We start from the raw sequence: 24,608 nt of genomic DNA, 5'->3' as shown, positions 1-24,608 counted from the left end.
GAGCGGGGACGATGAAGCGTCGGGAACGCCGGGCGGGCGGGGGCCGGCGATGAGCGCGGTGCGGGTGCTGCTCGTCGATGATCAGCCGCTGCTGCGGACGGGGTTCCGGCTCATCCTGGAGGCCGAGACCGACATCGCGGTGGTGGGCGAGGCCGGGGACGGCGCGGCGGCGGTGGAGCTGACGCGGTCGCTGCTGCCGGACGTGGTGCTGATGGACATCCGCATGCCGGGTGTGGACGGGATCGAGGCGACCCGGCGGATCATCCGGGACGGCGCGGCGTCGCACGATCCGAGGGTGCTGATCCTGACGACGTTCGATCTGGACGAGTACGTGATCGAGGCGGTGCGGGCGGGGGCGAGCGGGTTCCTGCTGAAGGACTCGCCGCCGGAGGATCTGGTGACGGCGATCCGGATCGTGGCGGCGGGCGACGCGATCGTGGCGCCGAGCGTGACGCGGCGGCTGCTGGACCGGTTCGCGACGCGGCTGCCGGCGGTGCGGGACCAGTCGCCGCCGCCGGGCCTGGACACGCTGACCGAGCGTGAGCGCGAGGTGCTGTCGCACGTGGCGCGGGGCCAGTCGAACGCGGAGATCGCGGCGGAGCTGGTGGTCAGCGAGACGACGGTGAAGACGCACGTGGGGAACGTCCTGGCGAAGCTTGGGTTGCGGGACCGGGTGCAGGCGGTCGTGTACGCCTATGAGACGGGTCTGAGCCGGCCGGGGCAGACCTGACCCCGGCCCGGCCATCCCCGGCCGGAGCCGACCCGTTCAGAGCCGACCCGGGCCGGTGCTGCATCGCGGGGTGAACGCGCCGCGGGGTGAACACGCCGTGCGATGCGCCTGAGAGGCCGGGGGCCGGATTCCCGCCCTGGCCGCGGCGGGGCGGGCGCGTGCGGTCTCAGGGTCGGACCCTGAGGCGACCCCTGTCTTCGAGGAGGAGGCGTCTACTCCGGTAGGACGACCGGAGGGGCACGTCTCCTGCCCTGGGGGGACGGCCAAGTCCGTTCCTGGGGTGCATCTCAGGAGGCCGCCGGGCTTCTACTGTTTTGTACGTCGGATCGCCGGGGGCATCGCGCGGTCCCGGCAGTTCCTGCTCACTCGCACTCACTTACCTTTCGGGAGTCTCACGTGACGAACACCGCCCCATCGACCGCCGGCGCGCAGACCGTGCCCGGGGCGGGCGACTTCGCCGCACGGACCCGGCAGATCGCGAAGGTGTACGGGCGCGGCGACGCCCAGGTCGTCGCGCTCGACGGTGTCACGGTCGGCATTCCCCGCGGCCGGTTCACGGCGATCATGGGTCCGTCCGGGTCGGGGAAGTCGACCCTCATGCACTGCATGGCGGGCCTGGACTCGGTGGACTCCGGGGAGGTGTTCATCGGCGACACCGAGCTGACCCGGCTGAAGGACAAGCAGCTCACCCGGCTGCGCCGCGACAAGGTCGGTTTCATCTTCCAGGCGTTCAACCTGGTGCCGACGCTGACGGCGCTGGAGAACATCACGCTGCCGATGGACATCGCGGGCCGCAAGGCCGACCGGGAGTGGCTGGACACCGTGATCGACACGGTGGGGCTGCGGCCGCGGCTGAAGCACCGCCCGTCGGAGCTGTCGGGCGGGCAGCAGCAGCGGGTGGCGTGCGCCCGTGCGCTGGCCGCCCGCCCGGAGATCATCTTCGCGGACGAGCCGACGGGGAACCTGGACTCGCGGTCCGGCGCGGAGGTGCTGGGGTTCCTGCGGGACTCGGTGCGGCGGATGGGCCAGACGATCGTGATGGTGACGCATGACCCGACCGCGGCGGCGTACGCCGACCAGGTGCTGTTCCTGACCGACGGGCAGATCGTCGACACGATGGCGGGCCCGACGGCCGAGCGGGTGCTGGAGCGGATGAAGGGCTTCGAGTCCGGCGGCCCGGCGCCCGCCGCCGCGGACGCGCCGGCCGCGCAGGGGCCGGGGGTCACGGCGCGATGATGGGCAAGGTCACGCTCCGCAACCTCGCGGCGCACAAGATCAGGCTGGTGCTGACGGCCGTCGCGGTGATCCTCGGCGTGGCGTTCGTGGCCGGGACGCTGATCTTCACCGACAGCATGAACAAGCGCTTCGACGAGGTTTTCAGCAGCATCAGCGAGGACATCGCCGTCGATGTCCGGGCGAAGAAGGTCGTGGGCGGCGACGACGACGGCACCGCGGCGCAGCCGGTGCCGGCGTCGGTGCTGGAGACCGTCAAGGGCGTGGACGGGGTGAAGGACCCGATCGGGAACGTCACCGGGTACGCGGCGGTCGTCGGCAAGGACGGCGAGATCGTCGGGACGCCGCAGAACGGGCCGCCGCAGCTGGGCGTGAACTGGACGACCAGCGGGTTCTTCGAGCTCACGTCCGGCCGCGCGCCGCAGGGCCCGGCCGAGGTCGTCATCGACAAGGCGACCGCCGAGAGCGGCGGGCTGTCCGTCGGCGACACCACCCAGGTCATCACGGCCGGGCCGCCGCAGCGGATGAAGATCGTCGGGCTGGCCGACACCGGGAACATGATGGGCACGACCATCACCGCGTTCGACACCCCGACGGCGCAGAAGCTGCTGCTGAAGCCCGGCTACTTCAGCGACATCGAGATGGGTTCCGCGGGGCCGTCGGAGGAGGAGCTGCGCGACCGCGTCGCGCAGGCCCTGCCGCAGAACCTGGAGGCGATCACGGGGACGGAGCTGCGTGAGGAGGCGCAGAGCGACGTCGCGCAGATGATGGGCTTCTTCCGGACGTTCCTGCTCGCGTTCGCGCTCATCTCGATCTTCGTCGGGGCGTTCATCATCTTCAACACGTTCTCGATGCTGGTGGCGCAGCGGACCCGCGAGCTGGCGCTGCTGCGCGCGATCGGCGCGGCCCGCGCGCAGGTGACGCGGGCCGTGATCGGCGAGGCCGTCGCGGTCGGGGTCGTGGGGTCCACGCTCGGGCTGGCGGCCGGGGCGGGCCTGGCGTCGCTGCTGCAGACGCAGATGGGCGACGCCGGGGAGGGCGGCCTGACGTTCACCGCGACGCCGGTGATCTGGTCGTACACGGTCGGGATCGTGGTGACGGTCGTGTCGGCGTACTTCCCGGCGCGCCGCGCGGCGAAGATCCCGCCGGTGGCGGCGATGCGCGACGACGTGGCGCTGCCGCAGCGGTCGATGCGGATCCGGATCGCGCTCGGGTCGCTGCTGACGGCCGTCGGCGCGGCGCTGATCGGCCTCGGCCTCGCGGGCGGCGGCGGGAACCCGGCGGTCCCGGTCGGCGCGGGCGCGTTCGCGGTGTTCATCGGCGTCGCGATGCTCGCGCCGGTGATCAGCGTGCCGGTGCTGCGGGTGCTGGGGGCGCCGGCGGCGCGGCTGATGGGGGCGCCGGGGCGGCTGGCGCGGCAGAACGCGCTGCGCAACCCGCGCCGCACCGCCGCCACCGCCGCGGCGCTGATGATCGGCCTGGCGCTGATCACGACGGTGAACGTGCTGGGGGCGACGATGCGGGCCTCGATCGACGAACAGGTCGACGCGCAGTTCGGCGCGGACTACCTGGTGCAGTCGCAGGGCGCCGGCGGCGTGAACGCCGAGGCGCGGCAGAAGATCGAGGGCGTTCCCGGGGTGGTGACCGCGTCGCCGACCTACGACGGCGAGGTCAAGATCGACGGCAAGGAGGTGTTCTATGTGGCGGGTGACGCGCGGGTGCTCACCGACGCCGCCCGGCTGAAGATCGTGTCGGGGAGCGCCGCCGCCGGCCCGTCGGCGATCATGGTGGACGAGGACACCGCCGCCGACCGCGGCTGGAAGGTCGGGACGGTGGTGCCCGCCCAGTTCCCGGACGGGAAGACCGAGCGGCTCACGCTGTCGGGCGTGTACGCCAAGAGCGACCTGATCGGGCCGCGGCTGCTGTCGCCGCAGGCGCACCTGAAGCACACGCTGAAGCCGACCGTGTCCATCATGGTGGTCGACACGGCCGAGGCGGACGCGGCGACGAGGACGGCGCTGGAGTCGGCGCTGGCCGGCTACCCGAACCTGGAGGTCGCCGACCAGGCGTCGCTGAAGGAGGACGCCCGCGCCCAGGTCGACGGGTTCGTGACGTTCCTGACGATCCTGCTGATCATGTCGGTCATCATCGCGGCCGTCGGGGTGATCAACACGCTGGCGCTGTCGGTGATCGAGCGGACCCGGGAGATCGGGCTGCTGCGCGCGATCGGGATCTCCCGGCGGCAGTTGCGCCGCATGATCCGGCTGGAGTCGATCATGATCGCGTTGTTCGGGGCGGTGCTCGGCATGGGCATCGGGGTCGCGTTCGGCGCGGCGCTGCAGAACGCGCTCGCCGACGACGGTCTGGGCGTCCTCGCCATCCCGTACGGGACGCTCGTCGTCTACCTGGTGGTCGCCGCGGTGATCGGTGTGCTGGCGGCGCTGTGGCCGGCGTGGCGGGCCGGGCGCATGGACGTCCTGAAGGCGATCTCCACCGAGTGACCGCACCCGCCGCGCCGCCGGACCCCCGGCGGCGCGGCGGAACGGCCCGGCGGCCCGGTGGGCGCACGCAAAGACCCGGCGCACGCAAAGACCCGGTCCCCTCAAGGCGAGGGGGCCGGGTCTTTCCGGTGCGGGAGGCGCGCCGGGGGGGAAGGACCGGCGGGCGCCCTACTCCGCGGGCTCGGCGCCGGGCTCGAGGGCGTCGGCCTGGGCCTTGGTGAGAGTCACCGCGGCCTTGGCGACCGCGTCGGTCGCGCTGACCGTGGTGTTCTCCGGGAAGTGGCAGGCGACCTGGTGCCCGGGGCTGAGCTCCATCAGCGGCGGCTCGACCTGCCGGCAGATGTCCTGCGCCTTCCAGCAGCGGGTGTGGAAGCGGCACGCCGGCGGCGGGTCCAGCGGGCTCGGCACGTCGCCCTGCAGCCGGATCCGCGTGCGGTTGTCGCGTTCGCTCGGGTCCGGGATCGGCACCGCCGACAGCAGCGCGTTGGTGTAGGGGTGCATGGGCCGCTGGTACACGTCCGCCCGGTCCGCCACCTCGACGATCTTGCCGAGGTACATGACGGCGACGCGGTCGGAGATGTGCCGCACCACCGACAGGTCGTGCGCGATCACCACGTAGGTGAGGTCGAGCTCGTCCTGGAGGTCCTCCAGCAGGTTCACGACCTGCGCCTGCACCGACACGTCCAGCGCCGACACCGGCTCGTCCGCGATGATCAGCTTCGGTTTGAGGGCGAGCGTGCGGGCGATCCCGATGCGCTGCCGCTGCCCGCCGGAGAACTCGTGCGGGTAGCGGTTGTAGTGCTCGGGGTTCAGCCCGACCAGCTCCAGGATCTCCTGGACGGCCTTCTTGACGCCCTGCTTGGCCTCGATGTTCTGCAGCCGGAACGGGGCCCCGACGATCGCGCCGACCGTCTTGCGCGGGTTCAGCGACGAGTACGGGTCCTGGAAGATCATCTGGAGGTCGCGGCGGAACGGCCGGAGCCGGCCCTGCGACATCTTGGTGATGTCCTCGCCCTCGAAGGTGATCTTCCCGAAGCTCGGGTCCAGCAGCCTCATGATCATCCGGCCGGTGGTGGACTTGCCGCAGCCCGACTCCCCCACCAGCCCGAGCGTGTCGCCCTTGCGGACCGAGAACGACACGCCGTCGACGGCCTTGACCGCCGCGACCTGCCGGCGCAGCAGCCCCGCGGTGACGGGGAAGTGCTTGCCGAGATTGTCCACCTCCAGCAGCACCTCGCCGTTCGCGTGCGAACGGGGCTCGGCCGCCGGGGTCTTCGATGTGCTCACAGTCTCGTTACCACCCGTGCTCGTCACAGCTTCGGCCGGATCTCGTCGTTCCAGATCTCCCGCCGTTTGCCCAGCGGGAGATGGCACGCAGCCTTGTGGCCCGGCTCGACCTCGACCAGTTCGGGCCGCTCGGTCTCGCTCTTGCCGTCGTTCAGGTCCCGGTAGGGGCAGCGCGGATGGAACGCGCACCCGGACGGGACGTTGATCAGGCTCGGCGGCGTCCCGACGATCGGCATGAGCCGCTCGGACCGCTCGCGGTCCAGCCGGGGCATCGAGCCGAGCAGCCCCCACGTGTAGGGGTGCAGCGGCCGGTGGAAGGTGTTGTCCACCGACGCCTGCTCGACCGAGCGGCCCGCGTACATGACCAGGATGTCGTCGGCCAGTTCCGCGACCACCCCGAGGTCGTGGGTGATCATGATGACGGCGGAGTTGAACTCCTGCTGCAGGTCCCGGATCAGGTCCAGGATCTGCGCCTGGACGGTCACGTCCAGCGCCGTCGTCGGCTCGTCGGCGATCAGCAGTTCCGGGTCGCACGACAGCGCCATCGCGATCATGGCGCGCTGCCGCATGCCGCCGGAGAACTGGTGCGGGTAGTCGTCGACCCGCTTGTCGGGCTTGGGGATGCCGACCTTGCCGAGCATGTCGATGGCGTGCTTGCGCGCGACCTGCTTGGAGACGTCGTTGTGCACCCGGTAGGCCTCGACGATCTGCTTGCCGATCGTGTAGAAGGGGTGCATCGACGACAGCGGGTCCTGGAAGATCATCGCCATGTTGCGGCCGCGGAGGCGGCGGACCTCGCCCTGCGAGGCGCCGACGATCTCCTTGCCGTCCAGCCAGATCTCGCCGGACACCCTGGCGTTGCGCTTGTTGTGCAGGCCGAGGATGCCGAGGCTCGTGACGCTCTTGCCCGAGCCCGACTCCCCCACGATCCCGAGCGTGCGGCCGCGTTCCAGCTGGAACGACAGCCCGTCGACCGACTTGACCAGGCCGTCGTCGGTCGGGAAGTGGATCTTGAGGTCGCGGACCTCGAGGAACGCCGTGGGAGCCTCGCCGTCGCCCGCGGTCTTCGCGGCCGGCGCGGTGCCGGTCATCAGCTCAGCCTCACTCTCGGGTCGACGACAGCGTACAGAAGGTCGACGATCAGGTTGATCACCACGATGGACGTGGCGGTGATCAGCGTGACGCCCAGCACCATGGGCAGGTCGCCGCTGCGGATCGAGCCGATGGCGAGCTGGCCCAGCCCGGGGATGCCGAAGGTGTTCTCGGTCAGCACGGCGCCGCCCAGCAGCAGGCCGAGGTCGAGGCCGAAGATGGTCAGGATCGGCGTCAGCGACGCGCGCAGCGCGTGCTTGGTGACGACGGTCTTCTCCGGCAGCCCCTTGGCGCGGGCGGTGCGGATGTAGTCCTCGTTCATCGTCTCCAGCATGCCCGCTCTGGTGAGCCGCGCGTACATCGCGGCGTACAGGAACGCCAGGGTGACCCAGGGCAGCACCAGCGACTGGAACCACGTCACGGGATTCTCGGTGACGGGGTTGTAGCTTCCGCCGCCCGGAAAGATCTTGAAGGTGTAGGAGAACAGCGCGAGCGACACCAGCCCGGTGAAGTAGATGGGCAGCGACACGCCGCTCAACGCGATGATCATCGCGGTTCTGTCCCAGAGGGTGCCTCTTCGCAGTGCCGAGATCACGCCGGTGGTGATGCCACCGGCCAGCCAGATGATCGCGGCTCCGGCGGCGAGCGACGCCGTCGCGGGGGCGCGGTCCAGGAGCGTCTCCAGGACGGGCTGGCTGCTGCGGAACGAGTACCCGAGGCACGGCGCCGGGCAGTGGTCGGTGACCGGGCCGGCCTTGTAGTCCTTGCCGACCGCGATGGCCTTGAGGTAGTTCCCGTACTGCACGACGACCGGGTCGTCCAGGCCGAGACGCTCCTTCGTGTCCTCGATGGCCTCCTGGCTCGGCGCTTTGCCGACGTAGGAGGCGGCGAGCTGGTCGGTCGTCTGCCCCGCGAGCTTCGGCAGCCAGAAGAAGATGCCGAAGGTCACCAGGCTGACCAGCAGCAACATGACGAAGGCACCGATCAGGCGCCTGATGATGTATGGGAACACATTACGCGGCCCCACCCGCCGGCCGGCCGGACCTGTGGGTCCGGGCCCGGCCGGCGAGCGTCGCCTTCACCTGCCTTCAGAGGGACGCATGGACGAATGGAACCCTTACTCCACGCCCATGTTGAGGTAGTCGTACATTCCGCCGTAGGCGAGGGTGATCCCGGCGTTGGTGACGCGCTCCGGCCGGTACATCAGCGCCTTGGCGTAGACGAGCGGAACCTCCGCCGCCGTCTGCATCACCATCTTGTCGATCTCGCCGTAGGCCTTCAGGCGAGCCGCCTTGTCGGTGTTGGAGATGGCGTCGTCCAGGGCATTGTTGATCTTCGGGTCGTCGAGCTCGGCGAGGTTGGTGCCGCCGGACGGCTTGATCGACTCACCGTGCACGATCTGCGCCAGGAAGCCGTAGCCGGTCGGCCAGTCCGCCGCCCACGCCATGATCATCATGCCGACGCCGTGCTCGTGGACGTAGTCCGGCACGCCGACGTACTTGTTGAAGTAGTCACCGGCGGGCCACTGGACGATCTCGGTCTCGATGCCGACCTTCTTCAGGCTCTGCTGGATCGCCTGGGCCATCGCGACTTCCTTCGGCCGGTCGGACCGGGCCGAGATCTTGGTCTTGAAGCCCTCGGGCTTGCCGCAGGCCTGCAGCTCCTGCTTGGCCTTGGCGAGGGTGGCCTCGTCGAGTCCGCCGTTCTCGGCCTGCTTCTGCGGGTACAGGTCGAACTTGGCGTAGCCGTCGACCGTCGGCGGCAGCACCGTGGTGGCGACGTCACCGCCGGCCAGCGGGCCTCCGTAGGCGGTCTGCGCGGCGACCTTGTCGGTGGCGTACTGCACGGCGATGCGGCAGTGGACGTTGTCCAGCGGCTTGACGTGGACGTTCAGCGACATGAACCGCAGGAAGCCCTGGATCGGGTTGTCCACGAAAGGCTTCTGGTCCGCGGCCAGCACCTTCGGCTGGGTTCCCGCCTGCACGCCGACGCCCGAGATGTCCATGTCGAGCGTGCCGGCCAGCAGCCGCTGGTCGATGTCGTCGGCGTTCTGCTTGAGCTGGATCTCGATCTTGTCGGGCAGCGCCTTGCGGATCGGGTCCGTGCTCTTGTTCCAGTGCGGGTTGCGCGACATCGTCATCGACTTGCCGCGCGTGTAGTTGTCGACCTTGTACGGGCCGCTGGAGACGATCGCGTTCTCGTACTTCAGGCCGGTGTCCTTGGCCTTCGGCACGGGCATGGTCTGCGACATCGCGACCAGGTAGTCGAACTCGGCGAACGGCTCGCTCAGGTGGAAGACGATGGTCTGGTCGTCCGGCGTCTCGATGGACTCCAGGCCCTTTTCGCTCTTGTCGTCGTACGGGCCCTTGTAGGGGGGGTCGTTGTCGACGAGGTACTGCTTGAAGTACTTCGGACCGAGCTGCAGCTCCGTGCTGTAGTTGCTGCGCTCGACCGCGTACTTGACGTCCTTGGACGTGACGGTGGTGCCGTCGTCGTACTTGACGCCGGTGCGCAGCTTGTACGTCCAGGTCTTGCCGTCGTCGCTGGGCGTCCCGAGGTCGGTCGCCAGGTCGGGGACGACCTCCAGGCTCTCCTTGCCGGCGCCGGGCTTGAACGTCGTCAGCGCGCGGCCGTACTGACGCGCGATGTTCTGCGAGAACGCGTAGTAGGTGTTGCCGGGGTCGGGGGAGTCGAAGTCGTCGGAGCTGGCGAGCTTGAGCGTGCCGCCCTTCTTGTCCGACTTGTTGACGACTTCGTTGACGCCGGCGTTGTAGCCGGCCCCGCCGCCTCCGTCGCCGCTGTCGCCGCCGCCGCAGGCGGCGAGCCCCGCGGCCGCGACCACACCGGCCGCGAAGACCGCGATTGGTCTCATCTTGTTCATGTGCAGGCGCACCCCTTCAAATAGGCGGGTCGGAGAACCCGAGTCACTTGGCCCGAGGGTCGAGAGCGTCCCGCAGCCCGTCACCGAAAAGGTTGAAGGCGAGGACGGTGATGAAGATCGCCATACCGGGGATGATCATGTACATCGGGTCCGAGGAGTAGATCGGCACGGCGAGCGTGAGCATCCCGCCCCACGAGGGAGCCGGAGGGATGACGCCGACGCCGAGGAACGACAGGGCCGCCTCGAACAGGATGTTGGTCGGGATCAGCAGGGTCGAGTAGACCAGGATCGGCGCGATCAGGTTCGGCAGGATCTCCTTGAAGAGAATGTAGGAGTTGCGGGCGCCCATGCTGCGCGCCGCGTCGACGAACTCGCGTTCGCGCAGCGACAGCGTCTGGCCCCGGATGATGCGGCCGATGTAGGGCCAGTTGAAGAACCCGATGACGATGACGAGCACCGACACGCGCAGCCCGTTGCCGCTCAGCCCGAAGGCTCCGTCGGAGACGACGCCGACCAGGGCGATCGCGAACAGCAGCAGCGGGAAGGCCAGGAAGGCGTCCATGGCGCGGCTGATCACGTAGTCGACCCAGCCGCCGAAGTACCCGGCGGTGATGCCGAGGATCGTGCCGAGCATGACCGACATCATGGTGGCCAGGAACGACACCAGCAGGGAGATCCGGGCGCCGTGCACGATGCGGGCCAGCATGTCGCGGCCGCTGCCCGGTTCGACGCCGAGCCAGTGGTCGCCGCTGATGCCCGAGTGCCAGAAGCCGGACTTGGGCCGGTTGTAGGTCGGGTCGATCAGGTTCTGGTGGTAGGTCAGCGGGTTCTGCACGAAATACGGGCCGAAGATCGCGATCAGGATCAGCACGACCACCACGACTGCGCCGGTGAGCGCGACCTTGTCGCGCTTGAGCCGCATCCAGGCGATCTGTCCAAGGGAGCGCCCCTGGATCTTCTTGCGGTCGACACCGGCGAGCACCGATTCCGGTTGCGCCTCGGTGTCGGATCCGGTCACCTCGATGGGTGCGGCCACGCTCCATACCTCCTACCGTCAGGCCACTGGTTCGGCCACGCCGCCGACGCGGGCCCGGCGGCGGCGGAGGTCATCCGCTGCTTCCGTGCGCGTCGCGCCGCGTTCGCTGAAGGGAAAGGTAGCCCTTCGGGCACGACTGTCCATCCGTGAGCCGACCTTCGCCAGTACCCGTATCTGACTTGTGATCTCGTCGTCATCTGGCCAACACGCGCCCAGACCGCGCTTCGGACAAATCGCCCGAATAGTACGTTTAACGCAGTACCGACAGGCGCTCCGAGCCGGTCTAGACCGCGAACCTTTACCGTACCGAGTCCGATCCGATATCGATTCTCCGCAGGTCAGCGTCGGGGCATACGAAAACGGCGGGCCGGGACGCCCGCCGCGTCGCGCGGAGGCGTCCCGGCCCGCCGTGCCGGACGGGAACCCGGGGGGCCGGAGGGTCAGGAGATGCCGCGCTCGCGCAGGATCTTCTCGATCTCGGCCATCTCGGGGTCGCCGCCCGGCGCGGGACCCTCCACCGAGCGCTTCGGCTTCGCCGACCGTCCCGCCGGCTTCGTCTCGCCGCCCGCGGCGGCCTTGCCGCCGCCGGCCGCGCCCGCGCGGCGGCTGATCATGGCTCCGGAGGTCATGTAGAGCAGCACGGCCAGCCCCGCGACCGCGACGCCCGCCCACTTGACCGGGCTGAACGCCAGGTCGACGAAGAACTCCGTCACCCCCGTCAGCGCCGCCGCCAGCGGCACCAGCGACAGGGCGGCGCCGCGCAGGCCGGTGCCCGCGCCGCGGCGGCGGTACACCCCCCAGCTGATGACCAGCCCGACCAGGGTGACTCCGAGGCTGATCGCGAAAATGGCTGTGTCGGTCATGCCGGCCCCTCATTCCTTACGGTGATGCCTCACTCCCATCGTCACACGTCCGAGACCGGTTCCGATCCTCCCGTCGGACGGTTTGCGGCCGGCCCGGTCTCCTCCTCCCGCGTGACCCGCCCCCTAGGGACCACCCCGGGGGTATCAGGCGGCGGCCACCGCCACGGGTGCGGGCGGCGGCCCCTCACGCCCCGGCGAACGGCGGCAGGGACCGCAGCGTCGCCAGGCTCACCTCGCGCAGCGACGCGACCACCACGCGGCCCGGCGCGGGCGGGATCGGCAGGACGCCGGGGACCGCGACGGTGACGCAGCCCGCCGCCTCTCCCGCCGCGACGCCGTTCGGGGAGTCCTCCAGGACCACGCAGCGGGCGGGGTCGGCGCCGAGCCGGGACGCCGCGGTGAGGTAGGGCTCGGGGTCGGGCTTGGTCCGCGACACCTCGTCGCCGGCGACGCTGAGCGCGAAGTGCTCGCGGCCGATCGCGTCCAGCACCGGCTCGATGAGGCGGCGGTGGCTGGAGGACACCAGCGCCGCGGGGACCCCGGCTTCGCGGACCTCGGCGAGCAGGTCCTTGGCGCCGGGCATCATCGGCACGCAGGCGCCGAGCCGCTCGGCCATGCCGTCCAGCATCCGCAGCCCGACCTCCCCGGGGTCGGCGTCCGCGCCGGTCAGCTCCAGCATGTAGCGGACGGCGACGTCCAGGGAGCCGCCGACGAGCCGTTCCTGGTGGGCGGGGCTCCATTCGCCGCCCAGCCAGGCCATGACCTCCGACTCGACCTCCAGCCAGACGCGCTCGGAGTCGATGAGCAGGCCGTCCATGTCGAACAGCACGGCCTGCGGGCCGCCACGTGTCACAGTGCTCCTTCGTTCTTGGACGGGGTGTGCAAAGAGACGGTGACGGATGGGTCACCGGACCGATACCGTGCCACCAGTAAACTACTACCCGGTAAGGAACGGCATGAGCGCGTACCGCACCATCCTCGTCGGCACCGACGGCTCGGACTCCTCCTTCCGCGCGGTCGACCGGGCCGCGCAACTGGCGGCCGCCACCGGCGCCACCCTGCTGCTCGCCTCCGCCTACAGCCCCATGCCCGAGCGGGAGCGCGCCAGCGCCGCCGACCGCCTCGGGGACCTGGCCTACAAGGTCCAGGGTTCCACGCCGGCCGACGACGCGCTGCGGGCGGCGCGGGAGCGGGCCGTCGCGGCGGGCGCCACCGACATCGACCAGACCGCCGTCGAGGGCGACGCCGTGGACGTCATCTCCAAGCTGGCCAAGGACCGCGGCGCGGAGCTCGTCGTGATCGGCAACCGCGGGCTGAACAGCCTGGCCGGCCGGCTCCTCGGGTCGGTCCCGGCGAACCTGTCGCACCGGTCCCCCTGCGACGTGCTGATCGTGCACACCACCGACGGCAAGTGACCGTACTCCAGCCCCCAAACGGACGGAGTCCGCGCGGCATTCCGCCGCGGGCGTACAGGGGGGAGGGTCTGCCGCCGGGAGGGTGGGGTAGGTCAGGGGCAGGACGTAGGCTGACAGCCACCGATCATGAGCGGGGCCCCCGACCCCGGGAATGACGGCCCCCGTCGGTGACGCTGTACCTGGGCGTCGGAAGGAGGCAGCGCGTGGTCGAGCTGGGAAGCGTGCCGGAACTCGTCGACCCGGTGCTCGTGGCCGCCTTTGAGGGGTGGAACGACGCCGGGGAGGCCGCCAGCGGGGTGATCGCACACCTGGAGTCCACCTGGGAGGCGGTGCCCATCGCCGAACTCGACCCCGACGACTACTACGACTTCCAGGTCACCCGCCCGATCGTGGAGATGACCGAGGGCGAGTCCCGCGGCATCACCTGGCCGACCACCCGCGTGTCGTGGGCGCGGCTCCCGAACGGCAAGGACGTCGTCCTGCTGCACGGGATCGAGCCGAACATGCGGTGGCGGTCGTTCTGCCGCGAGCTGATCGGGCTGATGCTCGAGCTGGAGATCCGCAACGTCGTGCTGCTCGGCGCGCTGCTCGCCGACTCCCCGCACACCCGGCCGGTCCCGGTGACCGGGGCCGCGTCCGAGGCGGGGCTCGTCAACACCCTGCACCTGGAACCGGCGCGCTACGAGGGGCCGACCGGCATCCTCGGGGTGCTGCAGGAGGCGTGCGCGAAGGCCGACCTCGACACCGTGTCGCTGTGGGCCGCGGTCCCCCACTACGTCGCCCAGCCCCCGTCCCCCAAGGCGACCCTCGCGCTGCTGCGCCGCGTCGAGGACCTGCTCGACGTGACCGTCCCGCTCGGCGAGCTGCCCGAGGAGGCCCGCGCCTGGGAGCACGGCGTCAACGAGCTCGCCGAGGAGGACTCCGAGGTCGCCGAGTACGTCCGGACGCTGGAGGAGCAGAAGGACGCCACCGAGCTGCCCGAGGCGAGCGGCGACGCCATCGCCCGCGAGTTCGAGCGCTACCTGCGGCGCAGGGATCCCGGCCGGGGCTAGGGGCCGGGGTTTACACTTGACCGTGTCCCGTTCCCGGTGATGGCCCGCGCACGCCGCCAAGTGCGTTCCTCATGATCGTTCCTTTTCCGGAGGGCGGTAGCGCCCGGGACCGGTGAGCCGCCCGCCCGGGGGCCCGGCGATCCGGGTCCGGTCCCCGCGTGAACTGCGCCGCCAGCGCCGCCGCCGTTCCCATTCCTGCTGGGACCATCTCGTCGTCGCGCCGCTGTGGCCGCAGCACGGCGCCAACCTCGGCACCCTCCTGCGCACCTGCGACGCCGTCGGCGCGTGCATGGCGGTCCCCCGGTTCCCGTGGGTGCCGGACGCCCTCGCGCGCGGCAACACCCTCCGCCGCCCCGCCTGCGTCCACTGGGTACACGACCCGCTCGGCTGGCTGGAACGCCAGCGGGAGGCCGGTTCCCGGGTCGTCGGGGTGGAGCTGGCCGACGAGGCGGTCCGGCTCTCGGACCTGCCCGCGGCGCGCGTGCGGACGGTCGCGGTGCTCGGTCACGAGCGGTCCGGCATCCCCGGTGAGGCGCTCGACCTGCTCGACCAGGCCGTGGAGATCCCTATGGTGGGAGGCGGCAGCAGCCTGAACGTGGCCGTCGCCGGCTCGCTGGTGCTGTACAAGCTGGCGGGCCTGCTGTGATGGCGGCCGCGCCGACGACCGGACGGAAGGGGGTCCCCGTTGCCGGAGACCCAGCCGCTGCGCCCGCACGACCCGGCCCGCCTCGGCCGCTACGAGCTGCTCGGCAGGCTCGGCTCCGGGGCGCAGGGCACGGTGTACCTCGCGGCCGGCGCGGACGGCGAGCATGTCGCGGTCAAGCTCCTGCGGGTCCAGTTCGACGACGACGAAACGGCGCGGGCCCGGTTCGTCCGCGAGGCGCGGGTCGCCAAGCAGGTCGCCCGGTTCTGCACCGCCCAGTTCCTGGACGCCGAGGTCGCCGGGGACAGCCCGTACCTGGTCAGCGAGTACGTCCCCGGTGAGGCGCTGAACCGGCACGTCGCGCGGGACGGGCCGATGACCGGCGGCGCGCTGGACCGGCTCGCGGTCAGCACCGCCAGCGCGCTGACCGCCATCCACCGCGCCGGCGTCGTGCACCGCGACCTGAAGCCGCATAACGTCCTGCTCGGGCCGGACGGCCCGCGGGTGATCGACTTCGGGCTGTCGCGGGTGCTGGACGCGGCCGGCTCGCTCACCAGCCAGGCCGTCGGCACTCCCGCCTACATGGCGCCCGAGCAGGTGTCCGGGCGCGGCGCCGGAGCCGCCTGCGACGTGTTCGCCTGGGGTTCGACGATGACGTTCGCGGCGACGGGGCGGCCCCCGTTCGGGTCCGACTCGATCCCGGCGGTCATGTACCGGGTGCTGCACCACGAACCCGACCTCGGAGACCTGGACGGTGAACTGCGCGAGCTGGTCGCCGCGGCGCTGGACAAGGATCCCGGGCGGCGGCCCACCGCGGCGCAGCTGCTGCTGCGGCTCGTCGGCCACGAAGACGCGTTCGAAGTGCCCGCCGCCCCGTCGTCCGCCGCCTCCCCCGCTGCCGCCTCCCCCGGGGCGGCGGTGCCGGAACCCGGCGGCGGGGACGGGCCCGCGGCCGGTTCGGACACGCTGCCGCCCGACTCGACCGCCCCCGGCCCGGACCACGGCGGCCGTCCGAGGCGCCGCCGGCTCGGGCGGGCCGCCCTCGCGGCCGTCGGCGCGGGCGTCGTCGCGGCGCTCGCCGGGGCCGGCGGGTACGCGCTGATGGACCGGCCGGGCGGCGGAGCGTCCGGCGGCGGCACCGGGCACGGCGGGCAGGTCACCGCGCCCCCGGCCACGGCGTCCCGGACGTCCGGGCCGTCGTCGTCCGGGCCGGCCCCCACCCGCACCGGGAGATCATCGGCGCCGGCGGTCCCCGGATCCCCCGGACCGGGCGCGGGCACCCGCCCCGGCGGCGGGGACGGCGACGACGATCCCCCGCCCTCCAGCGACCCGCCGCCCACGCCGGTCGTGCTCGGCTCCCCCGACCCCTCCCGCTACTGCGGCGCCCGCGGCCGGGACGCCGAGTTCCGCTCCGGCGACTGGTACTGCGTGCCGCGCGGCGGCGACATCGGCGTCGACACCCACATCACGATGACGCAGGTGTGCGCGTCGCAGTACCGGCCGGACGCCGAGGCCCGCCTCGGCGGCGACGCCGGCACTCCGTCCGACTGGGACTGCTACGTCCTGAGATGATCCGCCCGGTCCGGTGCGGGGCCGGTCAGAGCGCGACGCCGAGGAGGGCGTCGGCGATGGTCTTGACCTGGGCTGGGGCCGTCTCGTCGGCGCCGTCGGCGGCGGTCCAGGCGTCGATGGCCGCCAGGGCGGCCGGGGCGTCCAGGTCCCCGGCGAGGGCGTCGCGGACGGCGGCCGCCACCGGCGCGGCGGGCGGGGCGGACGCGCGGGACACCGCGGCGCGCCAGCGGTCCAGCCGGGCCTGCGCCTCGTCCAGCCCGCGCGGCGTCCACTCCCAGTCGTCTCGGTAGTGGTGCGCGAGCAGCGCCAGCCGGATCGCCATCGGGTCGGTGCCGCCCTGCCGCAGCTTCGACACGAACACCAGGTTGCCGCGCGACTTCGACATCTTCTCGCCGTCCAGGCCGACCATGCCGGCGTGGACGTAGGCGCGGGCGTGGGGGCGCTCCCCGGTGGCGACCTGGGCGTGGGACGCGCTCATCTCGTGGTGCGGGAACGCGAGGTCGGAGCCGCCGCCCTCGACGTCGAACGCCATCCCGAGGTACTCGATGGAGATCGCCGAGCACTCCACGTGCCAGCCGGGGCGGCCCTCGCCGAACGGCGAGTCCCAGCCGGGCTCGCCGGGGCGCCGGGCCATCCACAGCAGGGCGTCGAGGGGGTCGCGCTTGCCCGCGCGGTCCGGGTCGCCGCCGCGCTCGGCGAACAGCGGCGCCATCTCCTCGCGGGTCAGCCGGCTGACCCGCCCGAACGCCGGGTCGGCCGCGACCGGGAAGTAGACGTCGCCGGCCACCTCGTAGGCGGCGTCGCGGCCGCGCAGCTTCTCGATCATCTCGACGACCAGCGGGATCGCCTCGACCGCGCCGATGTACTGGTCGGGCGGCAGGATCCGCAGCGCGGTCATGTCCTCGCGGAACAGCTGGATCTCCCGGTCGGCCAGCTCCCGCCAGTCCTCCCCCGTCTCGCGGGCACGTTCCAGAAGCGGGTCGTCGACGTCGGTGGCGTTCTGCACGTAGTGCACCCGGTGGCCGGCGTCGCGCCACACCCGGTTGACGAGGTCGAACGCCAGGTAGGTGTTGGCGTGCCCGAGGTGGGTCGCGTCGTAGGGGGTGATCCCGCACACGTACATCCGGGCCGTGCCGCCGGGGCCGGGGGCGGGGCCCGCGGGACGCGTCGTCCCCGCCCCCGTGTCGTGCAGGCTCAGCGGCCGTGCCGCGGCGGGCAGCCCCGCGTCGGGGAGGCTGGGGACTTCGGAGGCGGGCCACGATCGCATACGGAAAGCTTATCCATGCCCAGCTAGCGGGGTTACGCCGAGATCGTGGGCGAGTGTCCCGAACCGTCCGGACCCATCGGCCTCAGGCGGCGCGGACGCGGGGGTCCAGGAACGAGTAGCCGATGTCCACCAGCAGGTTCGCGACGATCACGCACAGCGTCACCAGCAGCGTCACCCCGATGATCACCGGGGTGTCGCCGGCCGCGATGGAGTGGTGCACGAGCTGCCCCACGCCCTGCAGCCCGAACACCTTCTCGGTGACGATCGTGGAGCCGATCAGGGCGCCGAGGTCGATGCCGAACTGGGTGAGGACGGGCGTCATCGCGGGCCGCAGCCCGTGCCGTCCGACAACCCGGCGCTCCGGCAGGCCCTTGGCCCGCGCCGTGCGCACGTAGTCCTCGCCGAGCACGTCCAGCATCGCCCCGCGGGTGAGGCGCGCGTAGGCGGCGAGCATCAGGAACGCCAGCGCCGTCCACGGCAGGATCATCCGGCGCAGGAAGTGCTCCTGCAGCGGCGGGCCCGCCTCGAAGAAGCCGATGCCGCTCTCGCCGAGCCGGGTCGCGAACAGGTACAGCAGCGCCAGCGCCATCACGAACGGCGGCGTGGACAGGCCCGCCAGCACGAACGCCGTCGCGGCCCGGTCCCACAGGCTCCGCGCCTTGGCCGCGCTGAGCACGCCGAGTGCGACGCCGCCCGCGAACCACAGGAGCCCCGCGCCGGCGACCAGCCACAGCGTCGTGGGGAGCCGGGCCGCGATCAGCGCCGTCACCGGCGTCCCGTTGATGTAGGAGTCGCCGAGGTCGCCGTGCAGCAGCCGCTCGATGAAGTTCCAGTACTGGACGAGGAGGGGCCGGTCCAGGCCGAGGTTGGCGCGGATCTGCTCCAGGGTCTCGGTGGTGGCGCGGGGCCCGCCGATGACCCGCTCCACCGGGACGGGCGACACGTGCAGGAACACGAACACCAGCGTCGCCACCAGCCACAGGACGACGGCGGCGTGCAGGACGCGGCGGACGGCGAAGCGCGCCATCGCGGTTCACCTCCCCCGGGCGGCGCGGTCGCCGCGCGGGTCGAGGGCGTCGCGGACGGCGTCGCCGAGCAGGTTGAACGACAGCGTGGTCGCCAGCAGCAGGACGCCGGGGACGGCCAGGAGCCACCACGCCGTCTGGAACACGTCGCCGCCCTCGCCGAGCATCGACCCCCAGCTCGGCATCGGCGGCCGCACCCCGGCGCCGAGGAACGACAGCGTCGCCTCGAACACGATCGCCGCCGGCATCAGCAGCGCGGTCAGCACGGTGACCTGCGCGGTCAGGTTCGGCAGGATCTCCACGACCATGATCCGGGCGTCGGAGGCGCCGAGCAGGCGGGCCGCCTCGACGAACTCCCGCCGCCGCAGCGCCAGCACCTGGCCGCGGATGACGCGGGCGAACGCCGCGGCGGAGAAGAACGCGATCACCAGGATCGTCATGGCGAGGCCGGCGCCGACCGAGGAGGGCTGGAACGTGGTCGACAGCAGGATCGCCACCAGCAGGTAGGGCAGCGCGAGCGTGATGTCGATCAGCCGGGACAGCAGCGTGTCCACCGCGCCGCCGGCGAACCCCGCGAGCGTCCCGGCGAGGGTCCCGGCGACGGAGGCCAGCAGCGCCGCCGACACCCCGACGGCCAGGGAGATCCGCGCGCCGTAGGCGGCGCGGACCAGGACGTCGCGGCCGAGCTGGTCGGCGCCGAGGGGGAACGCGCCGCCGGGCCCGCGCGGCTGCCCGTTGGCGTCGAGGCCCGTCCCGGGGAACGTCGCGTCGTAGGGGTGGCCGGTCAGGTGCTCCCACAGCGGCGCCAGCGCCGCGAACGCCACGACCAGCAGCAGGACGGCCGCGGACGCGGCGGCGGCCCGGTCGCGCCTGAGCCGTTCCCAGGCGAGCCGGGACGGGCTGCGACCCCGCACCGGCTCCGGCCCGGTTCCGGGACGGGCCCGCGGCCGCGGTACCCCGCCCCCGGCCGCCCGGTCCGGGCGCGGTGCGCCGGACGGGCCGTGGCCCGGCTCCCCGTGTGTCGGCTCCCGCGCAGCGGGCTCGGCGTAGCCGCTCATCCCTCCGCCTCCGGGAGCCCGGTCCGGTGGAGGCCCCGGTTCCCCGTCCGCCGTCCCCGATCTCCGCGGGCGGCCCCCGCGATCCCGCGGAGATCGCATTGCGTGGCCAACCTAACACCGGCCGTCACGACCTCGCCGCCGCGTTGCCGAAACGGTCATGGGCGGCCCGGCGGCTTTACAGCACCCGGGTCCAGGCGGCGGCGTCGCCGGGGGCGGCGGAGAAGTCGTAGCGGACGCCGGCGCCGGTGAGCGCGAGGAGGGTGACGGAGGTGGTGCCCCAGACGCGGCCGTCGCCGAGATCGAGCAGGGGGAGCAGGGCCCGGTGGTCGGCGCGGGGAAGGCCGTCGCCGTTCACCAGCGCCAGCCACGGCCCCCACGCCCGCTCCACGGGCTCGTCGCCGCCGGGCACGGGACGCGGTGCGGCGGCCAGGCGCGGCCGGAAGTGGGCGAGCCGCGCCGTCATGTAGGCGTCCTCGGTCTCGCCCTCCTGCTGGCCCTCGCCCTCCAGCCCGCTGTTGACGATCATGTGCAGGCCCGGGCCGAGGTCGCGTTCGGCGAGGTCGGCGCCGTCCCAGCTCCACAGCCGCACCCGGCCGGGTTCGGCGCCGACGAGGTGGAACGGGTCGAACGCCGGCAGGTCGGGGCGGCCGAGCTTGCCGTCGGCCGCCACCCGCAGCGGCAGGCCGCCGCGTGAGATCCGCCCGTCCTCGGGCGCCATCCGGCCGCGCCCGTTCAGCACGAGCGCGGCCCGGGGCGCGTCGGGGTCCACGGCGAGCCAGGTGCCGCCGGCGCGCAGGTCGCGCCCGCCGACGAGGCCGGGGTGGTCCGGCCAGTGCCGCCCGGGCGGCTCCCACTCGCGGGCGACGAACTCGTCCCGCACGCCGACCAGCAGGACGGGGACCGGGGAGGTGGGGTCGACACTGATGATCGCCGTGCACATGCCCCAATTGGAGCATCTGCCGCGAATCACCAGAACCCCGGGGTCCCGTGGCGATGCACACTTGAAAACGGTAGTGAAACAATGTTTCCTTGAGCGAAACATGAGCCTGGGTTGAGGGGACGCGAATGCCGACGAGATCACGGGGGCCGATCCTGGCCTCGGCGCTGGGAACCTGCCTCCTGCTCTCCGGCGGCACGGCCGCGGCCGTGCCGCTCGCCGCGCCCGCCCAGGCGCCGGCGGGCGAGGCCGGCGGGACCCTGGCGCGCGTGTGCGCGTACGGGCAGATGGCCACGGCGGGGCTCGGGCCGTGGGGGCCGGGACGCCCCTACGTGCCCATCGACAACGTCGTCCACCCGACGATGGAGGCGTTCGTCGACTCCAAGCCCGCGATACGGCCGCTGCGGACCGAGCAGTTCGTCAGCCGCGACACCGCCGGCCGCGCCGTGCAGATCCGCTGCAAGGGCAAGTCCGCCGACCACGTCAACACCGTCTACGGAGCCGGGACGGCCTCCGGCGAGGGCACGTGCGCCGCCGTCAACCGCACCACCCTGCGCACCGTCGGCGCGTCCCTCGGCCCCGCCGAACGGGCCTCGGCCGCGTTCGACCCGGCGCAGGTCGTCGTCGACGCCGACACCCAGACGATGAGCGGCGGCGAATGGACCCAGGAGTTCCCCTCCGCGGCCGTACAGGACGGCGTCCTGCACCTGCGGGCGTACTCCCTGCTGGTCGAGTGGCTCGACCCGCGGTGGCAGGGTCTGCCCGAGTCGTTCCGCGGCGTCCACTACTGCACCCTGATCGCGCCCGGCGAGCTGCGGCGCGTCCTGCTGGGCGGGCTCGGCTGACGGCCGGGCACGCACGAGGCCGGGCCCCCGCGGAATCCCGCGGGGGCCCGGCCCGTCACCGGACCCGCCGGCTCAGCGGACGTACTGGACGGTCACGCCGCGGTCCACGGCGTCGCCCACGCCCCACAGCCACACGCCCGACCACACGTCGCCCATGACCGTCCGCAGGAACATCGCGCTCCACCGGGCGGACGTCTTGATGCCGTCCTCCTGGGGGATCGTCTGCGGTGACGGGTCGGGGATCGCGCCCGCCGGGGCCTGGGTGTCGGTGATGCCGTAGTGGTTGGCGCCGGAGACCGACACCAGCATCTTCGGCGGCTGCTGCACCGCCTCGTAGGTGGCCTGCGCCGCCGCGGGCGGCGCCACCCCGTCCACCGTCCCCTGGACGAGGGCGACGGGGACGGTGTTGGGCACCGGCGGGTTGGCCGAGCCGCCCGGCGGCGTGTTGTTGGTGCCGAACAACGCCGCGCCCTTCAGCTCGGCGGGCTTGGCGGCGGGCTCGCCGCAGAACGGCGGCGCGCACACCCCGGTCGTCACGGCGAGTCCCGCCGCGCCGCCGAAGGAGTGCCCGAGCAGCCCCAGCGAATCCGTGTCGATCTTGCCCGCGAGCGGTGAGCCCGCACGGCCGTCCTCCTGGTTCATCCAGGTGACGGTCCAGGCGGCCTGGGCCTGCTCGGCGAACAGGCCGGTCTGGCCGAAGAACGTGCGCGCGTGGTTCGGGACCACGACGACGAAGCCGTAGCCGGCGACCGCGCGGGCGAAGCCCGCGTAGGCGGACTTGTCCACGTTCGCGCCCTGGAGAAGCAGCGCGACCGGGAGGTCGCCGTCGATGTCGGCGGCGGCCGGTGCGTACACGTCGGCGGGGTCGCCGTGCACGGTCGTGGCGAACTCGATCGGGCCGGTGCCGGCCGCCGCGGCCGGCAGGGCGGGCGCCGCGAACGCGGCCGCGCCGGCCAGAACGGCGGCGGCTGCGATGCGGGCCCTCACGCGCGGCCCTTGCGGCGGCGCGGAAGGATGAGCATGGCGGCGGCGCCGATCATGACCATCGCCGACGCGATGAGGGCGTAGGTGGGCAGCCCGTCGGGGCTGCCGGTGTTCGGCAGGCTCCCGCCGTCGCCGGCGCCGGCTCCGGTGCCCGTGCCGTTCCCGCCGGTCCCGTTGCCGGCTCCGCCGCCGTCACCGTCGCCTCCGCCGTCGTCGCCTCCGCCGCCGCCACCCGTGAAGGTGAGCGCGACCTGGGCGGTGTTGGCGTCCATGTTGGCGCCGAGCGCGGTCACGGCGATCACGCACGCGCCCGCCTTGGACGCGCACGTCGCGTCCCCCGCCTTCGCGGCCAGCTTGATCTTGGCCTCCTTGGATCCCGACTTGGTGAGGAACTCACCGGCGCTGTTCGAGGTGCCCTGCACCGCTCCCCCGCTGTCCTGGGACGCGCAGTCGGACGGCAGCTTGGGGCTGGGCTCGCACAACCCGAGGGTGACGAACGTCTCCCCCGGGGTCAGGCCGCTGACCGTGACGGTGACGGTCTCGCCCGCCTTCAGCCCGGTGGTCTTGCTCACGTCGATCTTCGGTGCGGCCAGTGCGGGCTGCGCGAGCGCCAGCACGCACGCGCCCGCGATCGCGGCGATGGCGCCTGTACGGCGCCGGACTCGATTCATGATGTGCTCCTTACGTCGGGGGGAGTGTTGCGGCGCTGGACGATGACGGCGGCGGCACCGGCGCCGGCGATGAGGACGAGGGTCGCGGCCCACAGCGGGGCCGACGGCCCGCCCGTGCCGGGCCCCGGGGCTGCCGCCGTGGTGGGAGCGGCGGCGACGGCTCCGCCCTTGAACTGCGACCCCTGGAAGCCGACGCGGACGACGGCGGTGTTGGCCTTGACGACGGCGGGCGGGTTGGTGGTGGGCAGCGGCGCGGCGCCGATGACGCACTGGCGGGCCGCGCAGTCGATGCCGTTGAACTTCGAGCGCGCCTTGAGCGTGACCCCCGTGAAGCCGCCCTTGTCGTCGATGTTGACGAACGTGGCGCCTCCGCCGAGGTCGCAGTCCTTGAGGCCGTTGGTGTAGCCCTCCTTGCACAGACCGACGGCCACCGACTTCAGGCCGGGGCGGTATCCCGTCCCCGACACGGTGATCTGCTCGCCCTCGGTCAGGTCGGTGAACTTGCTGACCTGGAGGGCGGGCCCGTCCCCGGCGGGGGCGGCGGGCGCGGCGGGCGCCGAGAGCGCGAGGACGGCGAACGCGAGCACGATCACGGGGCGGCATCTCCTGCGTCGGGGTTCCCCGGCAGCAGCCTGAGGACCTGGTCGGGCGTGGGGCGGACGAGTTCGGCGGCGACGCGTCCCCGGTCGAGCACGTAGGCGCGGGAAACGAGGTCGAGGACGGCGGGGACCGGGCGCCCGGTGACGACGACGGCGGTGCCGGACGCGGCGAGCCTGCGCAGCACGGTGCGGGCCGCCTCGCCGTAGGGGCCGGCGACGACGCCGTCCACCAGCAGCAGCCTCGGGCGGGTCAGCAGCGCCTCGGCGAGCCCGAGCAGCTCGCGTTCGGCCGGGCCGAGCGCGCCCGCGGGATCGGCGCCGCGGCGGTGCAGCGCCGGGAAGACCTCCAGGACGGCGCCGGCGGACGCGGCGGGGTCGGCGTGGCCGAGCACGTGGGCGTGGGCGGCGAGGCGGCCGGCGACGGTGCGCTCGTCCGCGGCCGTCTTCGTATTCGTCTTCGTGTTCGTGTCCGGGACGGGCCCCGCCAGATGGCACAGCCCGAGCGGCATCCGACGCCCGGCGGGGACCGCCGCCAGGTCGGCGCCGCCGAGCCGGACCCGTCCCCGCGCGGGGACGTTCCCGGCGAGCGCGGTGAGGAGCGTCCGCGAGCCGGCGCCGAAGACGGCGACGCATTCGCCCGCGTCCGCCCGCAGCGTGATCCGCCGCAGCGGCACCGGGCCGCGCCGCACCGACAGGCCCCGCACGTCCAGGAACGCGGGCTCGACCGCGGGGCCCCGGACGCGGGCCGCCAGCACGGCGCCCAGCGCGACCGGGACGGCCGTCAGCGTCAGCGCGGAGCCCTCGGCGATCATCCCGCGCAGGAGGGCGGCGCAGCCGAATCTGCGCCCCGCCCCGACAACCTCGCGACAACGAGGCGACATAGTCCAGGGGGGCGACCCCCTGGAACCCCCGTTGCG

At 72.8% G+C, this 24,608-nt stretch carries 23 protein-coding genes; 8 read left to right on the top strand and 15 right to left on the bottom strand.

The annotated features are described in order from the left end of the window. The first annotated feature begins 49 nt into the window (after positions 1–49). From AB0C35_RS44100 to AB0C35_RS44090, 3 genes are all read left to right on the top strand, one after another. Positions 50–730: a response regulator transcription factor gene (locus tag AB0C35_RS44100; protein WP_358469980.1), complete on the top strand. Its 681-nt coding sequence runs from the start codon at positions 50–52 to the stop codon at positions 728–730. A 396-nt stretch (positions 731–1,126) separates the two neighbouring features. After that, complete coding sequence (locus tag AB0C35_RS44095; RefSeq protein ID WP_358469977.1) at positions 1,127–1,966, top strand: ABC transporter ATP-binding protein; 840 nt, start codon at positions 1,127–1,129, stop codon at positions 1,964–1,966. Beyond that, positions 1,963–4,464, top strand: a complete 2,502-nt coding sequence (locus AB0C35_RS44090) for an FtsX-like permease family protein (protein ID WP_358469974.1) — start codon at positions 1,963–1,965, stop codon at positions 4,462–4,464. The genes AB0C35_RS44095 and AB0C35_RS44090 overlap by 4 nt, the downstream gene beginning before the upstream one ends. 168 nt (positions 4,465–4,632) lie before the next feature. On the opposite strand, the gene AB0C35_RS44085 is transcribed toward AB0C35_RS44090, so the two are convergent. From AB0C35_RS44085 to AB0C35_RS44055, 7 genes are all read right to left on the bottom strand, one after another. Then, the gene (locus tag AB0C35_RS44085) at positions 4,633–5,751 is read right to left on the bottom strand and encodes an ABC transporter ATP-binding protein (RefSeq protein ID WP_358469971.1); all 1,119 of its coding nucleotides are present in this window, start codon (positions 5,749–5,751) and stop codon (positions 4,633–4,635) included. A gap of 23 nt (positions 5,752–5,774) precedes the next feature. Next, the gene (locus AB0C35_RS44080) at positions 5,775–6,842 is read right to left on the bottom strand and encodes an ABC transporter ATP-binding protein (protein ID WP_358469968.1); all 1,068 of its coding nucleotides are present in this window, start codon (positions 6,840–6,842) and stop codon (positions 5,775–5,777) included. Next, a complete protein-coding gene (locus AB0C35_RS44075) occupies positions 6,842–7,855 on the bottom strand; it encodes an ABC transporter permease (RefSeq protein ID WP_358469966.1) in 1,014 nt (337 codons plus the stop codon). Before AB0C35_RS44075 ends, AB0C35_RS44080 begins: the two co-directional genes overlap by 1 nt. 105 nt (positions 7,856–7,960) lie before the next feature. After that, a complete protein-coding gene (locus AB0C35_RS44070; protein WP_358469963.1) occupies positions 7,961–9,715 on the bottom strand; it encodes an ABC transporter substrate-binding protein in 1,755 nt (584 codons plus the stop codon). Positions 9,716–9,767: 52 nt separating this feature from the next. Next, positions 9,768–10,760, bottom strand: a complete 993-nt coding sequence (locus tag AB0C35_RS44065; RefSeq protein ID WP_358469960.1) for an ABC transporter permease — start codon at positions 10,758–10,760, stop codon at positions 9,768–9,770. A gap of 440 nt (positions 10,761–11,200) precedes the next feature. Then, positions 11,201–11,623 carry a hypothetical protein gene (locus tag AB0C35_RS44060; RefSeq protein WP_358469957.1) on the bottom strand — a complete coding sequence of 141 codons (423 nt, stop codon included), beginning with the start codon at positions 11,621–11,623 and terminating at the stop codon, positions 11,201–11,203. 184 nt (positions 11,624–11,807) lie between these two features. Next, positions 11,808–12,476, bottom strand: a complete 669-nt coding sequence (locus AB0C35_RS44055) for an HAD family phosphatase (RefSeq protein WP_358469954.1) — start codon at positions 12,474–12,476, stop codon at positions 11,808–11,810. A 103-nt stretch (positions 12,477–12,579) separates the two neighbouring features. Between AB0C35_RS44055 and AB0C35_RS44050 the strand changes: the two genes are divergently transcribed. The 4 genes from AB0C35_RS44050 (at position 12,580) to AB0C35_RS44035 (ending at position 16,305) form a co-directional block, all read left to right on the top strand. Beyond that, entirely contained in the window at positions 12,580–13,038 is a 459-nt protein-coding gene (locus AB0C35_RS44050; protein WP_358469951.1) for a universal stress protein, read from the top strand. Between the two features lie 203 nt (positions 13,039–13,241). After that, positions 13,242–14,090, top strand: a complete 849-nt coding sequence (locus AB0C35_RS44045) for a PAC2 family protein (RefSeq protein ID WP_358469948.1) — start codon at positions 13,242–13,244, stop codon at positions 14,088–14,090. Positions 14,091–14,202: 112 nt separating this feature from the next. Further along, positions 14,203–14,736, top strand: coding sequence for a TrmH family RNA methyltransferase (locus AB0C35_RS44040; protein ID WP_358469945.1), 534 nt, complete (start codon positions 14,203–14,205; stop codon positions 14,734–14,736). Positions 14,737–14,775: 39 nt separating this feature from the next. After that, positions 14,776–16,305 (top strand): serine/threonine-protein kinase, encoded by a 1,530-nt coding sequence (locus tag AB0C35_RS44035; RefSeq protein ID WP_358469942.1) that lies wholly within the window; start codon positions 14,776–14,778, stop codon positions 16,303–16,305. A gap of 25 nt (positions 16,306–16,330) precedes the next feature. Here AB0C35_RS44035 and mshC read toward each other — a convergent pair whose 3' ends face one another. The 4 genes from mshC to AB0C35_RS44015 all read right to left on the bottom strand — a co-directional run bounded on the left by mshC (position 16,331) and on the right by AB0C35_RS44015 (position 20,595). Then, entirely contained in the window at positions 16,331–17,572 is a 1,242-nt protein-coding gene (gene mshC / locus AB0C35_RS44030) for a cysteine--1-D-myo-inosityl 2-amino-2-deoxy-alpha-D-glucopyranoside ligase (RefSeq protein WP_358469939.1), read from the bottom strand. A gap of 82 nt (positions 17,573–17,654) precedes the next feature. Beyond that, on the bottom strand, positions 17,655–18,599 hold the full coding sequence (locus tag AB0C35_RS44025) for an ABC transporter permease (protein WP_358469936.1): 945 nt from the start codon (positions 18,597–18,599) through the stop codon (positions 17,655–17,657). Positions 18,600–18,605: 6 nt separating this feature from the next. After that, positions 18,606–19,655, bottom strand: coding sequence for an ABC transporter permease subunit (locus tag AB0C35_RS44020; protein ID WP_358469934.1), 1,050 nt, complete (start codon positions 19,653–19,655; stop codon positions 18,606–18,608). A gap of 175 nt (positions 19,656–19,830) precedes the next feature. After that, positions 19,831–20,595 carry an NRDE family protein gene (locus tag AB0C35_RS44015; protein ID WP_358469931.1) on the bottom strand — a complete coding sequence of 255 codons (765 nt, stop codon included), beginning with the start codon at positions 20,593–20,595 and terminating at the stop codon, positions 19,831–19,833. A 125-nt stretch (positions 20,596–20,720) separates the two neighbouring features. Between AB0C35_RS44015 and AB0C35_RS44010 the strand changes: the two genes are divergently transcribed. Continuing rightward, entirely contained in the window at positions 20,721–21,437 is a 717-nt protein-coding gene (locus tag AB0C35_RS44010) for a hypothetical protein (protein WP_358469928.1), read from the top strand. Positions 21,438–21,509: 72 nt separating this feature from the next. On the opposite strand, the gene AB0C35_RS44005 is transcribed toward AB0C35_RS44010, so the two are convergent. The 4 genes from AB0C35_RS44005 to AB0C35_RS43990 are packed head-to-tail and all read right to left on the bottom strand — an operon-like array spanning position 21,510 to position 24,503. Beyond that, positions 21,510–22,424: a hypothetical protein gene (locus AB0C35_RS44005; protein WP_358469925.1), complete on the bottom strand. Its 915-nt coding sequence runs from the start codon at positions 22,422–22,424 to the stop codon at positions 21,510–21,512. Next, positions 22,421–23,092 (bottom strand): neocarzinostatin apoprotein domain-containing protein, encoded by a 672-nt coding sequence (locus AB0C35_RS44000; protein WP_358469922.1) that lies wholly within the window; start codon positions 23,090–23,092, stop codon positions 22,421–22,423. Before AB0C35_RS44000 ends, AB0C35_RS44005 begins: the two co-directional genes overlap by 4 nt. Continuing rightward, complete coding sequence (locus AB0C35_RS43995; RefSeq protein WP_358469919.1) at positions 23,089–23,685, bottom strand: neocarzinostatin apoprotein domain-containing protein; 597 nt, start codon at positions 23,683–23,685, stop codon at positions 23,089–23,091. The genes AB0C35_RS44000 and AB0C35_RS43995 overlap by 4 nt, the downstream gene beginning before the upstream one ends. Then, positions 23,682–24,503, bottom strand: coding sequence for an ATP-binding cassette domain-containing protein (locus tag AB0C35_RS43990; protein ID WP_358469916.1), 822 nt, complete (start codon positions 24,501–24,503; stop codon positions 23,682–23,684). The genes AB0C35_RS43995 and AB0C35_RS43990 overlap by 4 nt, the downstream gene beginning before the upstream one ends. Positions 24,504–24,608 lie beyond the last annotated feature (105 nt).

The organism is Spirillospora sp. NPDC048819, from assembly GCF_040650055.1.
Lineage (GTDB): Bacteria > Actinomycetota > Actinomycetes > Streptosporangiales > Streptosporangiaceae > Spirillospora.
Note: the sequence above shows the minus strand (reverse complement) of the source record. Positions and strands in the feature narration are given on the sequence as shown.